We start from the raw sequence: 15,182 nt of genomic DNA on the forward strand, positions 1-15,182 counted from the left end.
TAGAACGGTATATCAATGATCCTCATCATGGGTGAGAATATTGGAGGCGAATAAATTCGCACTCCTTCGGTTTTCCCCTTCGGTCTGAAGACGCGAAGCTCCCAACCTTCCCGCTATCCCCTGGTGGTTCGTTTACCTCAAAACCAAACCTAAACCATGAAAAAGCTAATCAACAAACCAGAAAACTTTGTGCGAGAAAGCCTAGAAGGTATGGCCGCGGCTCATTCTGATTTAATCAAGGTTAACTATGATCCTACCTTTATCTATCGAGCCACTGCACCTATACCGGGAAAAGTAGCAATTATTTCTGGTGGTGGTAGCGGTCACGAACCGATGCACGTTGGTTTTGTAGGCACAGGAATGCTGGATGCTGCTTGTCCTGGCGAAGTTTTCACCTCACCTACCCCTGACCAAATACTGGAAGCAGCTAAGCAGGTAGATGGCGGTGCTGGTATCCTTTATATCGTCAAAAATTACGGCGGCGATGTCATGAATTTTGAGATGGCAACGGAGTTAGCCCGTGCTGAAGGCGTCCGGGTGTTAAATATTTTGATTGATGACGATGTGGCGGTGAAGGACAGCCTTTATACACAAGGACGTCGGGGTGTAGGAACAACAATACTGGCGGAAAAAATTTGTGGGGCAGCAGCAGAGCAGGGGTATGATTTAACACAAATAGCAGATTTATGCCGTCGAGTGAATCTACATGGGCGGAGTATGGGAATTGCCCTGACCTCATGTACAGTGCCAGCTAAAGGCTCGCCGACATTTGAATTGAGCGATCGCGAAATTGAATTGGGTATCGGTATTCACGGTGAGCCGGGAAGGGAACGCACAGATATAAAATCCGTGGATGAGGTTACAGAGATTTTAACGCGCTCAATAATCGAGGATGCAGCCTATAGCCGTACACTGCGCGAGTGGGATGAAAATAAAGGAGAATGGGTGGATGTGGAACTGATTAATCCACCATTAGAAAAAGGCGATCGCCTGCTAGCTTTTGTTAATAGTATGGGTGGAACTCCCCTTTCTGAACTGTATCTTGTCTACCGCAAACTGGCGCAAATCTGCGAACAGCAGGGATTACAAATTGTGCGAAACTTGATTGGCCCTTATATCACATCTCTGGAAATGCAAGGTTGCTCAATTACCCTACTGAAGTTGGATGATGAGATGATCCGGCTGTGGGATGCACCAGTAAAAACGCCGAGTTGGCGTTGGGGAATTTGATATGGTAAATCAGGCGCATATATTACAATGGTTGCAGGTATTTGCAACCAAGATAGAGCAGAATAAAGAATATTTGACTGAATTGGATGCTGCTATCGGTGATGCTGATCATGGGATTAATATGGATCGCGGTTTTAAAAAGGTGAGCAGTCAGTTACCGAGTTTTGCAGATCAACAAGACATCGGCAGCATTTTGAAGACAGTCAGCATGACCTTGATTTCTTCTATTGGTGGTGCTAGTGGCCCTCTTTATGGCACTTGGTTTCTGCGAGCAAGTACAGCAGTAGCAGGTAAACAGGAATTGACACAGCAGGATGTGCTAGAACTACTCCAGGCTGGGTTAGACGGCGTACTAGGGCGTGGCAAAGCCCAACTAGGAGACAAGACAATGGTGGATGTGCTGTCTCCATCTGTGGCGGCTTTTAGGCAAGCTGTAGGAAAAGGTAAGACAACGCTGGAAGCTTTGAAGACGGCTGTTACAGCCGCTGAACAGGGATTACATGACACCATCCCGATGTTGGCAAAAAAAGGACGAGCCAGCTATCTTGGCGATCGCAGTATTGGTCATCAAGATCCAGGGGGAACTTCTGCTTATTTAATGTTGAAGAGTTTTTTGGAAGTGCTGGAAGCCTAGCTACTTACAATTCGCTTTTAGGTTTTTCTGTGGTGTCGGGACTTTCTGGAGTTAGAAATTTGTCAGTATTAAAGAATTCCCGTTGAGAATTATCTTGGTTATCTACTTTAGGTAATTCCTGTTGAGAATTATCCTGATTTGCTTTATTTTCTACTTTAGGAAGTGCCTGTTTAACTAGATTTACAGCGGCTTGTTTAAACAGTGGTTCTAATTTATTTCGCCAGTATTGAGTATTAGGTAACTTTTCTGGATGGTTTTTATAATCCAAGACTTTATCCCATTGACCTTGATCAATTGCTGTATTGATATCATTAGATAAAGCTTCGGCTTTAGCCCAATCTTCCTGCCACTGGCTAATCATTTTGCCTGTTTCTTTGATATTAGAAACCGTATTTGCCGGAATAGACTTAAGCATTGCGATCGCACCTTGCAAGTCTCCAGATTCATACTTCTGTCTTGCTTGTTCTATAATTTTGGTACTGTTAACGTTAGGCTGTGATTGCTCTGATGTCTCAGAGTCAGAAATTGACCTGTCCAATTTTTCTGGTAATGGCGTTGCTACATCACGAGATTTTGGTTTTGGCTTGGGAATTGGTCGAGTCGCAATTAGAGTACTATCATCTACTGTCTTAATTGCAATCCCTTTGTCGCGTAGACAAGAAACCCATTGCTCATTATTGGCTATCACATCCGAGTGTGCCCAAGCTAAACGCCCAGAATTACCAGAATTAACTTTAACTTCTATCCATCCTCGTTTAGTCCGTTTGCCAGTCACCTCAAACTTGGCATCTTGAGCAACAGTTCGCACAATATTGTCAGAATTAATTGAACTAGGTTCAGAACGGATATTGGAGTTTTCCACAACAACAGCTAAGCAATTTTTGGCTGAGGTGGCATCATTACCCGTAAAATTGGTAGCTAAGTTTTTCACATTTGGATACACATTTGCTACTAAAGCGGCTGCACCACCTGCCAATAATACGCCAATTAATAGCGGCCATGGGTCGGGTGAATCTTTGCGGACAGCTTTAGCAGGTATGGGATTTGCTGGTGCAACTGCGACAGTTTGCTGACGAGATACTTGAGGTAAAGATTTGGTTGCTTGGTAGCTCGAATTTGTGGCGGATGCTTGAGGTATAGAAAGTGCAGGCACAGGATTAATCACGTCTTGAGATGCTTGCAGTGCTTCCGTTGCATTTTGGTAGCGGTCTTTGAAGTGATAACGCACCATCTTTGTTAACACTGCTGCTAAACGGTAGTTTACAGGTACTAAATGCTGCCAGAGGATTTCACCTGTCTCAGGATCTTCTTGCAATTCTGTTGCCGATAATCCTGTTAATGCTTGAATCGCAATGATCCCAAGAGAATAGATATCACTGTTGGGGCGGGGTTTGCCTTGTCCTTGTTCCGTAGGCATATAGCCAGGAGTGCCAATAACTACTGTGGCAGTAGGTTGTCCACTAGGTGCAACTATTGATGTACGCAATTGCTTCACTGCGCCAAAGTCTACTAAAACAAATTTCTGATCACAGGCGCGACGGATGATATTATCTGGTTTGATGTCGCGGTGAATCACGCCTTGGCGGTGGACAAAATCTAGAATGCCCAGAACTTCTTGCAACAGTTGAATTACCTGGCTTTCACTCCAACGCCTACCAGGTATAAGTTCCTCAGTTAGGGTATGTCCTTCAATATATTCTTGAACTAAATAGAATTCCTGATTTTCGTCAAAGTAAGCCAGCAGCCTGGGTATCTGATCGTGGTTTCCCAGATGTTCTAAGGATTCGGCTTCACTGTTGAACAGACGCTTAGCAGTTTCAAAAACTCTGGGGTCGGAGCTTGCGGGTTTAAGATGCTTGACAACACAGATAGGATTACCTGGTCGCCTAGTATCTTGGGCAATGTAAGTTTGACCAAATCCTCCAGTCGCGAGGACTCGAATTACCTGGTAACGATGGTCTAGTAGCTTGCCTATCATATTTCTCTCCCCAGAGTTATTACCTAATTTTCCAGCTGGTAATAAATATCTCCAAATTTTCTTCAATGAAATCCGCTATCTTGAGAAAAGATTTAGATTAAAAACGCAGCTTTTTAATAAACGCAGACTATTTATTTTTCTTTTAGTGCCCCTGTTTATTACCAATGCCACCCAGAATAACCAACCCAGTTGCATGGCAGCAGGCTGAAATCCTCATGCAACCTGCTTTCATTCGCGTTGTCGATAATCTTCGCAAGCTACTTGATGCATCTACCTGGACGGGAACCTATCACGATGTACTAATTTGGCCGCCTAACACCACTGATGAGCTAAAAGCATTGGTAACTAGTCTGTTGCAAGAGATGGAAACTGCAACACCAGAAGAAGCAAATGAAATCAAAGAGACTCTTGCTCGTCTGCCAATGCCCCATCCAGGATATCATTTACGTTTGCAGCGTCAAGGGCAAGAGGTCAGTATCGATTTGTGGGAACTGTGTTATCAAGTGTGTTTTCTTGAGTACGGCCCAGATAATGAAGCAGTTAATATTGATACTGGTTTAATGGATGAGTTTGGTGAAGTGGATTGGCAGCATTTGGATGCTAAGGCTAAGGAGTTAGTTGAGCAGGCGTTTGCCAGTTTACCAGAGAGTTAATAAGTGCTGTTAGCGCTAGCGGGGCGTTTAGCCCGTGCTGAGTTGGAGAGTATACAGCAATGTCCGCAGAATAGAATTCTGAAGCTACATGAACGAAGCCCACTTCCGTGGGCTTTGAGGTAAAAGAGGCGATCGCTTTTTTAACTAATCAAAAGATTGGCGTCAGTGATTGCACTGCTACGATAAGGTGCGATCGCACCCAGGGCAAACGCATCTAAATATTGACAAAGTGGTAAGTAGAGGTGCAGTCATAATAGTACAAATTAACTACCAGAAAATTTAAGTGAGCGATCGCTAGTTAGTGTATTCTCATTGTCAAAGTAGAATGAAGTCAGAGGCTGTGAAACTCAAACCGAAAATCACCATTGCTGACCACTTTGCGGTGATAGAAGATCCACGGTAAGGATTCAGGTCTAGCAGTGGGGAATGAGCGAAGGCATAGCTAAGTTACAAGAATGGGCAGTTATGGCTTCACGGAAAAATGCCATTGCGGAACGAGGTTGAAAGCGACAGGTTTGAATCACACTTAGTCTGTTGAGCTTGGACAGAACAACCATTGTAAACGCTGAAATCATCTGAGCTTAAGACTCCAGCGAACTCTTTACCCAGCATGGTTTCAAGTTCCGCACGCCCCCTAGTATCGGCGGCATGAAATAAACAGAATCCTTCTCCACTGGCTGTCCATAGCCATTCTTTCACTCCCATCACACACCAAGGGGTTTCGTCTACATGAACATTTGGTTGAAGTGGTGCCCATTCCCATAAACCCTCAACTGCTGACTCTACCGCCATAGCTACTCGTTGATTCGTTTTTTGGAGCGTTCCCGTGCCAATTTCAATTTCCCCCAGTTCCCACAATAGTTCCTGAAGCTTGGCGTAGGATAGATGGCCATAATTGCCCAGCCAGACCAATAATGCTTGGAGGTTAACACTCAAGTCTTGTCCCGGAACTATTCCGTCTGGACTCTCTCCTTGCACCATCGCACCACATTCGAGACATTTACACGCTCCCGATTTGGTATAAGATGCGTTCGCCCTGGTTTAGGGGGCAGGGCAAACGCATCTAAAGTACTTAGGTTCCCAATTTGTTTTGATTGTTTCAAGGCTCATCCTTTTATAATCCTTATTTGGCATGGCTTTGAGACAAGGTTGTCACCCCCTCAGGGTGCAAGTATGCCAAAGTTTGAAGCGGAGTTCAACTCCGCTTCAACTTATTTTCTCAATGACAAATGACGACCCCTAAAAGTACGTAACAGCTTACGGGAATAACCGACTTGTTGGGTTCATGGCATCAACATCGATTAGGGTAAGCTTAGGTTGCCCCCCTACAATAGTTACCACATACACAGACCCGGCTTTTCTAGCACGTAAAGTAAGGGTGCCGAGTTTGTTATCGATGTTTACCCGAATATCGCGGTCTTCGCCTACGTTCGCCCATGCGGTAACTAACCAACGGTTTTCGTTGCGAATTTTGCGTGCAAGAACCCGGGCCGTTGGGATAGTGATGGGGCCAAATACACCAGATGCCTGTGCTGTTTCACCTTCTACAGGAAACTCCATCGCAGGTAATGACTTGGTGTCAGCTTTACCTGAATAGGGATGTTGATTCGGGCCAGGTAGAAGATCGCCGTTACGCAGATACTCTTCAAGATGCGAAAATAGCGCATGTGCTTGACCTTGCATCGCCACTTGATTAATCACTGTGGGTGTTTTGGTGCCTACTGGCTTGTTATAGCGGAGTGCTTCCCAAATGGGGCCACTGCACACGAAATACCCAGATGCAGAACCAATCGCTCCAGCGGTGTAGTACTCCTTCATCATACCGAGAAACCGATCAGGGTCAGAGATTGGTTGACCATCCCATCCCTCCCAGCCTGCGCTGACCCAAGGATAGACAAACTTTTGCCCAAGACTGATAGCTCCAGAGATGTTGTTGAGTGCTTGGGTTAACGCATCCAACGGTACCATGCTGCCCGAATGTACACCACTCCATCCAGAGTTGTGGAAGCTGTAGTACATCTCTGGCGCGGCGTAATCGGAAACAATCGGTTGACCAGAAGCGTTTAGAAAGTACTCGTACAAAAACATCCATGACTTCCAGCCAGACCATCGACCACGTTCAACACCATATTGCTCCTGATACCACGAATATAATGGGCGAGTCTGTAAGTAACTAAACATGGTTTGTTTGAGCACCCCCTCTTGCCGAGCTTTGTTGCGGGAGATATAGGCGTACCAATCGTTGAGTCCAGATTTATTAAAGTCCGCTACTACCTTGGGGTCTTGCAACAAGTATTTAGTACCCTGATCAGCAAGCAGCCACAGCCCATACTCGCCGCCGTTTGTAAGGATCTCAATCGGCTGTCCAGCGGTTTTTTCCAAGGCACCTAACCACGGGCCAATAAAATTACCGATAATCTGGAACGTCTCATCTGGAGCCGCAGGACTGACAATTGGCTTTCCACCGTTGAGAATAATATTTCCTGCGGCGTCACGCAGCCAGGTGCTTTGCGGTAGTTTTGGAAGTTCAGCATGGCGTCCATCGTAGTTATCAAAATAGGCGTATAAAGAGCCTATTCCTGATGCAAGGCGATAGCGCTTGGGGTTGGCCTGTATGAGCTTAACCCACGAATTTTGACTTGTGCCATAGTCTGATCCGTATTTCAAATAGGTTACATCTCCTGCCCCTATGTGCAGTGCATACCCCCAATAGTTTGCAAGCTCTAAGGCGTTATCGTCACCTACCCCGCAGTTCGCATGGGTTAAGGGTAAGAGGGTATGACCTTTCTTAAATACAGGTCTGTTCATAGCCCTCAGATGATCGAAAGGGGTGGATTGATTGTTAATCACCACGGGGTTTGCGTTGACTGTAACAGTCACATCATCGCTGCTACTTTCGCCAGTACTAGAGACAGATGTGAGTCGTAATACATAGCTGCCGGGTTTATCGACAATGATGGTGGTTTTTGCAGACCCGGTGCTTTTGAACACGGCCTGCATAGGGCCGCTCAGTTGTGTCCATTTAGCTGTGCCGCCTTGTACGGTACCAGTCAAGGTTACACGCGTATCAGGGAGTGTCACTGTCTTGTCTGTGCCCGCCTGTGCTAATAGCGTGACAAGGGATATATTACCGACGCGATGATACGGATTGTTTTGTGCTTGCAATGAGGTTGCTAAGGAAGAAGACAACCCGATATTGAAAAGAATAACGAACAACGATCGCCAGTATTTACCAAAAAACATAGCTTAATGTACAGATTTCCTGAGTGAAAATCCCACTATATATCTCTAGAGAGATGAAACTAGTTAGGATGCTTGTTAGCTATGCAAGACTTTATCACAACTTCATTAATGGCCTTATCACAACTTCATTAATGGCCTTTGTAAAGAAGCAATCTGTAGTTAAACCATTCATAGTCAAGGATTTTAAGCCTCTTTGAGCTACAGTCAAGCGATCGCTCCATAAGTCGTGAGAGAGTGACCAATTGAGAGCCAGGTTTTATTGATCGAGGTAGTATCTCTGAAAATTACAAACCTCATAAGCGATAAGGTTTCCGAGGTTAAATATTTTGCAGTTTTATGCGTCGTTATAGATGAATATTTTGGCGCTTACAACAGAGAAATCGGAATTAACGCGATCGCATTTAAACCCTAATATTATTTAATATTTCGCTACATTACTTAGGATTAAAGAGGAATCGGGAAATTACTGCCTCCTGCCTTCTTTATTCCTGCTGTTGTCGCCGTTCCTCAATTTCTTGTGCAGAAATCATACTATTGACTTTCTCTATGTCTGCCATTATCAAAATTGCTCCCTCTACCTGAATGCCGAGGAGGGGAGTAATTGCCAGGTAACATTTTATTTGTCTACCCCGACGATTAGTGGCATCGAAGATCATTTCTTGAAACTGCTTTTTCTTGGACAGGGATTCACAAAGTGGCGATCGCAATTGCTCAACGGGCAATCCAATATCTAAATTGAAGATAGACTTTCCTAAAACTTCTTCAGTCCGTAAACCCCATAATTCCTCTGCCATATAATTCCAAATCAAGATATTAAAACTGTTGTCAAGCACTACTATTCCGGTTTGGAGGCTTCTAAGAATGGAGATGAGGAAAAGATTTGTGCGGTTTAGTTCTGTAGTGCGCTGCGAGAGTTCATTATTGATTGTTTGTAATTCTTCATTCGTAGATTGGAGTTCTTCATTCATTGTTTCCAATTCTTCATTGGTAGACTGAAGTTCTTCATTAGTAGTTTCTAATTCTTCATTAGTAGATTGCAGTTCTTCATTAGTAGTTTCTAATTCTTCATTAGTAGATTGTAGTTCTTCATTTGTGGTTTCTAGTTCTTGTCTAGAGCGTTGCAGTGCTTCTTGGAGTTGAACATAACGGGTGATATCATGAAAAGCAATACTGACACCTAAATAACTATTGTCGGTGTCTTGTAAAGGCATAATCCGCACATCTAAATATTGCGTTTCGCCATTAGACAAATAGCGCTCTACATTGGTCAAATTAATGGTGCGGCGTTCAGCATAAGCTCGTTCAATTAGCGATCGCAACTCCAGCGGTCGATAGGAAAGTTCCAGATCCTGGAAGGGACGCCCTAAATCTTTGGCTGAAAGAGTAAACAAACTTCGCGCCTGCTCGTTCACCATCATAAGAGCACCATTAATGTCAATAACTATTTGGGCCAGCGGTGCTGTATCAAAACTTACGTCTCGTAGGCGTAGATGTCGAGACAAACGGTCGCTAGATTCGTCATCTACTGAATTTGCCATAACTAAGAGGCGATCGCGTATATTTGCTGACGATACCTTAGTAAATATTCGGTTTTTCAAATCTAGTGGGGTAAACAGACTCGAATGCATCAACAGCATCTCTGCTTTCCCCAAAAACAGATAACCCCCATCATTAAGCGCAAAATTAAACCGAGCCATGATTCGACCCTGAGCCTCTGAGTTGAAATACATCAGTGTATTGCGGCTAACTAACAGGTCTAAGCGGGAAATTGGCGCATCCTGAAGTAAGTCATGGCGACCAAAAATTACTGAGCGGCGCAGGTCTTGACGAAATACATAGCGGTTGCCTACAATTTCAAAATATTTATGCCGCAGTTCATCTGACAACGCCTGGACATCTTTAGCTGAATATGCAGCTTGGCGAGCCTGGTTAAGAGCATCTTCATCTACATCTGTAGCGTAAATTTTCACCCGTTGGCGAAATTCTTCGGCTCCTAAAATTTCAGCCATCAGTATTGCCAATGTATAAGCCTCTTCCCCAGAGGCACAGCCAGCACTCCAGATGCGGATCTGGTCAGAATTTTGTTTATCTCTAACTATACTGGGCAGTACATGCTCTGCGAGGTATTCCCAAGCTGAGGAATCCCGAAAAAAGTCGGTGACGTTAATTAAGATCGTATTGAAGAGATAATTGAATTCTTCTGGATAAACCTCTAGGTAATCCAGATAATCGCCAAAGCTCTCCATGCTCAATAACTGCATCCGCTTGCGTACCCGACGCATCAGAGTCGAACGCTTATAACCTGTGAAATCAAACCCCCGGTTCTGTCTGAGATAAATTAGTAGATTTTCAAAGTCAGGATCTCTTTCTGCCGAAGTCATAGGATGGGGGAGTGGAGGAGTGGAGGAGTGGAGGAGTGGAAGAGTGGAGAAGTGGAAGAGTGGAGAAGTGGAGGAGTGGAGGGCAAAAAAGAATTTTCCCCAATGCCCAATGCCCAATGCCCAATGCCCAATGCCCAATGCCCATAAAGCAGTATAAAAGGCAGCATTCGCCAATTGAGGTGGAAGATTGTTGGCATCTTCTGCCATTTTTGTCATGATTCTTTGGCTGTGATTCTCAGCCAAACTTTTTAGTTAAAAAAGCTTTGATAAATTTAAAATTATTTATTCTGACTTGCTACATAATTTATATCGTAATATTGGAATTTTTTCAATATTTACTGTTTAGCTAAAGAGTTAATTTTCCTGATCTAAGATATGTTTTGCTTGCAAAAGTTCCTGTTTATGTTCTTCAAGGACAGTTGGATATTTTAAATCGAGTTCTTGTAATTTTGTACAAATGATATCAGCAACTACTAAGCGTGTGAACCATTTGCGATCAGCAGGAATAATATACCAAGGTGCCCATTCAGTGCTAGTGTGATTAAAAACTTCTTCATAGGCATTCATATAATCATCCCAAAAAGCTCGCTCCTTAACATCGCTGGCTGAAAATTTCCAATGTTTGTCAGGGGATTCAATCCGCTTAAAAAAGCGTTTTTTTTGCTCAGATTTAGAGATATTGAGAAAAAATTTCAGAATAATTACACCGTTATTTACTAAATATTTTTCCAAGTTGTTGATCTCTTCAAAGCGCTGCTTCCATATCCGATTTCCATTAGGAATTTGGGGAAGTTGTTGCTTTTTAAGAATTTCTGGATGGATACGAGCTACCAGTACTTCTTCATAGTAAGAGCGGTTGAATATGCCAATTCGACCTCGTTCTGGCAGAGCTTTCATTGAGCGCCACAGGTAGTCATGGTCTAATTCTTCGGTACTGGGTTGCTTGAAACTAAACACCTGACATCCTTGTGGATTTACCCCGGACATGACGTGTTTAATTGTGCTATCTTTACCAGCAGCATCCATTGCCTGAAAAATAATCAGTAAAGCATAAGTATTTTGAGCATAGAGAATATTTTGGTGATTTGCTAATCTAACAATATCTGCCTGCAATTTAATTTGAGCATCAGTTTTTTCATGAAATTGAGTCTTATGAGCCGGGTCATAATTTTTTTGCAGAGAAATCCTTGAACCTGGCGGAACAATAAAAGTATCATGATTCATGTAAAATATAATAATCCGATTTGATTCGTGAACTGACTTGTAGAGACAGGGAATGGGGGATAGGGGATAGGGAATGGGAAATGGGAAAAAAGGGAGTTAAAGTTGTACGTAGTTATTTCAAAAATCAAATAGGAATTCTATAGCTCCGATATTGTGTTTATACTCAGCCATATTCCACGTATCTCAAACCAATTTTAGTCATGGAAGATACATTAACAGGGGTGTTGGAAAGTTATTGCTTCTCTAATCTAAATGTAGCCCGGTTATTATCAACATCGATGAAAGACCCAGTAATGGTTTGAGGGTCATCTAGTCTACCGACCAGAGCGGAATTATAAGTAATTGGTGTTCCTGGCTGTGCAGTCTGAATAATAGTGATGACTGGCTTGCCGCGATTAGGAGTAGAATAAGCGTCAATCAAAAATAGGGAGTTATTACCGATAGGTAAAATATATTTGCCTGCATTGCCTGTAATCTTTATTGTGCAACCACCTTGTATAGAACAAGTACTTCCTGGAAGATTTACTGTATAATTCCACGTCCCGTCTAAATTGGCAGGTAAGGGAGCAGTAGCAATTGACTCAGATGCATCCTGAGCAAAGACAATGCTGGAAGCTAACACAGTCATTGCGGAAACGGCGAGAAATTTACGTAAAAGCATGAAAGCACCTTGTTTAATAATTAATCTCTTAGCAAGTTAGTTACTATATGTATTTATACTAACTTCCTGCTTTAAATGATAACATGGCTCGTATGATTCGCACAATTTGATACATGTGTCAAGCTTCACATTTTAATGTGCTTTTTATAACTGTTAATCGGTAAAAATTGGTATCAAAGCTGTTAAGCAATCAGAGGATAATCACTTAAATCTGTCGCATGTCAATGGTTAGTTGTAGCGTAGGTTTGTTTATCCGTGTGAGTCACGAATATTAGTAGAGTTCAAGGATTATCTAATCATCCTCTTAAGAAATTGCAGGTGTTAGCAGAAGCGTTGTTGAATTTTTCAACTGTTTGTGATTTGGAAGCTTGGTTATATCAGCAAGCCGACGATAATCAGCAGCTACCCATGTAGATTTATCGCTTATATGACTTTCGTCGCTTGGGAATAGGACGCATCGCCTCACGGCCCCAAATAAACATCCCCGCAACGCCCAAGCTGACAAACCAAACGTATTGATACCAATATTGTTGTATTTGTTCGGACGTACTGAGTTCTGGATATAACGTGTTTAAGTAAAGCAACAGTACCAATATCATTAGCGCCCCAAAACCAATAAAGCTTAAGCCAACAAGAATTCTTGCAGGTCGCAACTCAAAATCGCTAATATTGTTTAGGTCAATTGCTGCCAGTTTATTTAAAGAGTCATCTGCTAAAGATGAAGCTGCTTGGAATCTATTGCTCAGCTTAGATGGCAAAATTGGTACTAGAGTTGCTACAGTTGGGCGACGCAGCAAAGCTTCAGTATCTCGGAGTAATTCCAGTGGCTTAGGAGTAGTAGTTGGTTGAGCAAATTCAGCGTTGTCTGTAGCAGTTGGGGCGATAGCTTTGCCTTCAAAATCCATATCATGTAAAGAACCAGGATATAAATAGCCTAGCGAATTAGAGGCGCAACTGTGTCATGTTTTTACAAAACTAGCAATATTTAGATAATAAAAATAGAATTTGCAGGAGAGTTGCTCGGATATTGCGATCGCAAACGACAATTACTTGAAGCATAACAGCTTATTACTCATCCATCTCCTTCAATGTAGCTAATGCTGACGGAGATAAGCGACTGAGATAGCGGAAGATCCAGTATTTAAAGATAGTATTTAAAATTACAGGAAATGTAGCAATAAATAAAAATATCGCGTTTCTACTAGCTGGTAAACCTATATGTTCTGCGAATGTTTCAAGAACAACCTCCCATCCATGTGGCGAATGGAATCCTACGAATATATCTGTGAATAAAATAATTAAAAATGCCTTGGCACTGTCACTAAGACCATAGACAATATTATCTATAAATAGTTTTACAGTTACGATTTCTCGTTTACTCAGAGCAATGACTGCACCAAAAGCAACTAGTGATATCAAATCAGCAAATACATTGCTAATAGCGCTATTAGTTTTAATCCGAAATTCCTCAGCTATCTCAACTGCTTTGTTTTTGATGTTTTCTTTTATTACTTCCGAAGAAAGTGGTGGTGCTTGATGAAGTAGATACTGAAATCTCAGTTGTTCCTCAAAATTATTTAACTTTTGGAGAGCTTCTATTTCCATATCAGAGTTTAGAAAAAGCTGAATTTCATTGTCACCTCTAATCCTGTCTAATATAGGAGTTACTAAAAATTGTTTAGATAAATACTGAGTTAAAAGCGGCACAGTAATTAGAAGGATTAAAAATCTCATAGCAGTTTTTGTCCGATTTCTAGAAACCCGATAATTTCTCAGAAAATCTTCTTCTGCTTGCGGTGATAATTCTGCTTTAATTTTATTAATTGTTCTGCCAATAGACCTTGGCAATGCTCCAGTTTTTTGAGTTAAAGGTGGTACTTTAACACCATTAATATTAGATGAATTGGGCTGTTTTTTGACTTCGCTCAGATTGCTTTGTATGGGCTGAGAAGATGGCAATGATGTGCTGTTGTAAACTAGTTGATCTTTGATAGCATATTTCTCTAACACTTCATCAATGAACTTCAGTTTTTCTAATACAGCAGAATCACAAATAGTTACGATTCCACGACTAAGCCGAAATTCTGCAAGCCTTACCTTGATAATAGTTAACTTCTTATTCAGGTATCCTTGCCAATAAGACATTACATTTTCAGTATAATCTGCTGATGCTGAAGATATTTTTTGATTAGCAAAATGTTGGATTTCGATGTTTCTAATGCTTTGAGCTGCTTGGTAAGCTTCTAATAGTGATCTTTCTGGTGTATCTGAATACCATTGTTTTAGCGATCGCAAGTATTCTTTGAGCTTTTGGCGGAGTAATTCTGTATTTATTTTAAAAGAGGGATGTTTCATTGTAGAGATGATTTTTTATATAAATTAACTTCTGTATTTAAGTATAAATCAAGAAATAGTAATAAATTTGTTTTATCCGCTTCATGAACTGCTCAATTTACAGTACAGTAGTCGTGTAACTCATAGCGTCAATTCTCGGGAACAAATACTTAGGATTGGTTGTCATTTTTGTTAAGTAACCGTAATAAACCTGATGTTTTTTTAGCAAGTCGCGCATTCATGATTAGACTAAAGTTATTTGGTCAAGGGTTGACAGGGATTGCAATAGCTTCACTGAGTGTGTTGACCACAACTGCAATCATCAATCAGCCTAGCTATGCTGGAGGTACAACCTTCTATTGTGGAGAGAGCAAGGGCATACCTGTAACTTATGCTCGTACTCAGGATGGGAGGAACGTACCAATGATTAAATGGGTTTCTCAGGAATACTTTCCCAGAGAGTGGACAGTGGAACGCCGTTGTCAAGAGGTATCTCGCAGATTTCAAAGAAGCTATGATAACGGTACTCTAAAGTACATCAGAACTGGGATACTTAGAGGAGAATCTGTAGTATGCGCTGCTATTAACCAAAACGCTGCTTGTACAGATAGCACTTTGTTATTCACTCTCAGGCGTGGTAGTAATGCCAAAGATACTGTAAGGAGGCTATTAAATCGGCGTGGGTTGGTAGCTGGAAATGTACTAAATGAAAGTAGTAAGGAAGCGCTGAATATCGAATTTGATACGTACCTTAACAACGCTACAGTTGAACCTAATAGTGAGTCCAATCAAGATTCAGGTAATATTCCCTGATGCCATCGCAATTTTGCAACTTCGGATTACC

12 protein-coding genes and 1 pseudogene are annotated in these 15,182 nt (G+C 42.1%); 5 read left to right on the plus strand and 8 right to left on the minus strand.

Annotated features, from left to right (window positions below):
• The first annotated feature begins 156 nt into the window (after positions 1 to 156).
• Entirely contained in the window at positions 157 to 1,230 is a 1,074-nt protein-coding gene (gene dhaK / locus IQ246_RS17480; RefSeq protein ID WP_194004620.1) for a dihydroxyacetone kinase subunit DhaK, read from the plus strand.
• 1 nt (position 1,231) lies between these two features.
• Positions 1,232 to 1,864, plus strand: a complete 633-nt coding sequence (gene dhaL / locus IQ246_RS17485) for a dihydroxyacetone kinase subunit DhaL (protein ID WP_194004621.1) — start codon at positions 1,232 to 1,234, stop codon at positions 1,862 to 1,864.
• A 4-nt stretch (positions 1,865 to 1,868) separates the two neighbouring features.
• Here dhaL and IQ246_RS17490 read toward each other — a convergent pair whose 3' ends face one another.
• Positions 1,869 to 3,842, minus strand: a complete 1,974-nt coding sequence (locus tag IQ246_RS17490) for a serine/threonine-protein kinase (RefSeq protein ID WP_194004622.1) — start codon at positions 3,840 to 3,842, stop codon at positions 1,869 to 1,871.
• Positions 3,843 to 4,006: 164 nt separating this feature from the next.
• Between IQ246_RS17490 and IQ246_RS17495 the strand changes: the two genes are divergently transcribed.
• Positions 4,007 to 4,495 (plus strand): hypothetical protein, encoded by a 489-nt coding sequence (locus IQ246_RS17495; RefSeq protein ID WP_194004623.1) that lies wholly within the window; start codon positions 4,007 to 4,009, stop codon positions 4,493 to 4,495.
• A gap of 510 nt (positions 4,496 to 5,005) precedes the next feature.
• Here the strand turns inward: IQ246_RS17495 and IQ246_RS17500 are convergent.
• The 5 genes and pseudogenes from IQ246_RS17500 to IQ246_RS17520 all read right to left on the minus strand — a co-directional run.
• Positions 5,006 to 5,500: pseudogene (locus IQ246_RS17500) on the minus strand (transposase); the annotation flags it as partial.
• A 252-nt stretch (positions 5,501 to 5,752) separates the two neighbouring features.
• Positions 5,753 to 7,486 carry a hypothetical protein gene (locus tag IQ246_RS17505; RefSeq protein ID WP_194004625.1) on the minus strand — a complete coding sequence of 578 codons (1,734 nt, stop codon included), beginning with the start codon at positions 7,484 to 7,486 and terminating at the stop codon, positions 5,753 to 5,755.
• 734 nt (positions 7,487 to 8,220) lie between these two features.
• A complete protein-coding gene (locus IQ246_RS17510) occupies positions 8,221 to 10,119 on the minus strand; it encodes a CheR family methyltransferase (protein ID WP_194004640.1) in 1,899 nt (632 codons plus the stop codon).
• A gap of 354 nt (positions 10,120 to 10,473) precedes the next feature.
• Positions 10,474 to 11,343, minus strand: a complete 870-nt coding sequence (locus tag IQ246_RS17515; RefSeq protein ID WP_194004626.1) for a polyphosphate kinase 2 family protein — start codon at positions 11,341 to 11,343, stop codon at positions 10,474 to 10,476.
• A 232-nt stretch (positions 11,344 to 11,575) separates the two neighbouring features.
• Complete coding sequence (locus tag IQ246_RS17520) at positions 11,576 to 12,004, minus strand: hypothetical protein (protein ID WP_194004627.1); 429 nt, start codon at positions 12,002 to 12,004, stop codon at positions 11,576 to 11,578.
• 270 nt (positions 12,005 to 12,274) lie between these two features.
• Here IQ246_RS17520 and IQ246_RS17525 point away from each other — a divergent pair, with 270 nt between their 5' ends.
• Positions 12,275 to 12,418: a DUF4351 domain-containing protein gene (locus IQ246_RS17525; RefSeq protein WP_194004641.1), complete on the plus strand. Its 144-nt coding sequence runs from the start codon at positions 12,275 to 12,277 to the stop codon at positions 12,416 to 12,418.
• Between the two features lie 2 nt (positions 12,419 to 12,420).
• Here the strand turns inward: IQ246_RS17525 and IQ246_RS17530 are convergent, their stop codons facing one another.
• Both IQ246_RS17530 and IQ246_RS17535 read right to left on the minus strand, forming a co-directional pair.
• Positions 12,421 to 12,909, minus strand: coding sequence for a hypothetical protein (locus IQ246_RS17530; RefSeq protein WP_194004628.1), 489 nt, complete (start codon positions 12,907 to 12,909; stop codon positions 12,421 to 12,423).
• A 163-nt stretch (positions 12,910 to 13,072) separates the two neighbouring features.
• A complete protein-coding gene (locus tag IQ246_RS17535) occupies positions 13,073 to 14,359 on the minus strand; it encodes a proton extrusion protein PcxA (RefSeq protein WP_194004629.1) in 1,287 nt (428 codons plus the stop codon).
• Positions 14,360 to 14,578: 219 nt separating this feature from the next.
• Here IQ246_RS17535 and IQ246_RS17540 point away from each other — a divergent pair, with 219 nt between their 5' ends.
• Positions 14,579 to 15,151: a COP23 domain-containing protein gene (locus IQ246_RS17540; protein ID WP_194004630.1), complete on the plus strand. Its 573-nt coding sequence runs from the start codon at positions 14,579 to 14,581 to the stop codon at positions 15,149 to 15,151.
• Positions 15,152 to 15,182 lie beyond the last annotated feature (31 nt).

Origin of the sequence: aff. Roholtiella sp. LEGE 12411 (assembly GCF_015206995.1) — a bacterium.
Lineage (GTDB): Bacteria > Cyanobacteriota > Cyanobacteriia > Cyanobacteriales > Nostocaceae > Komarekiella.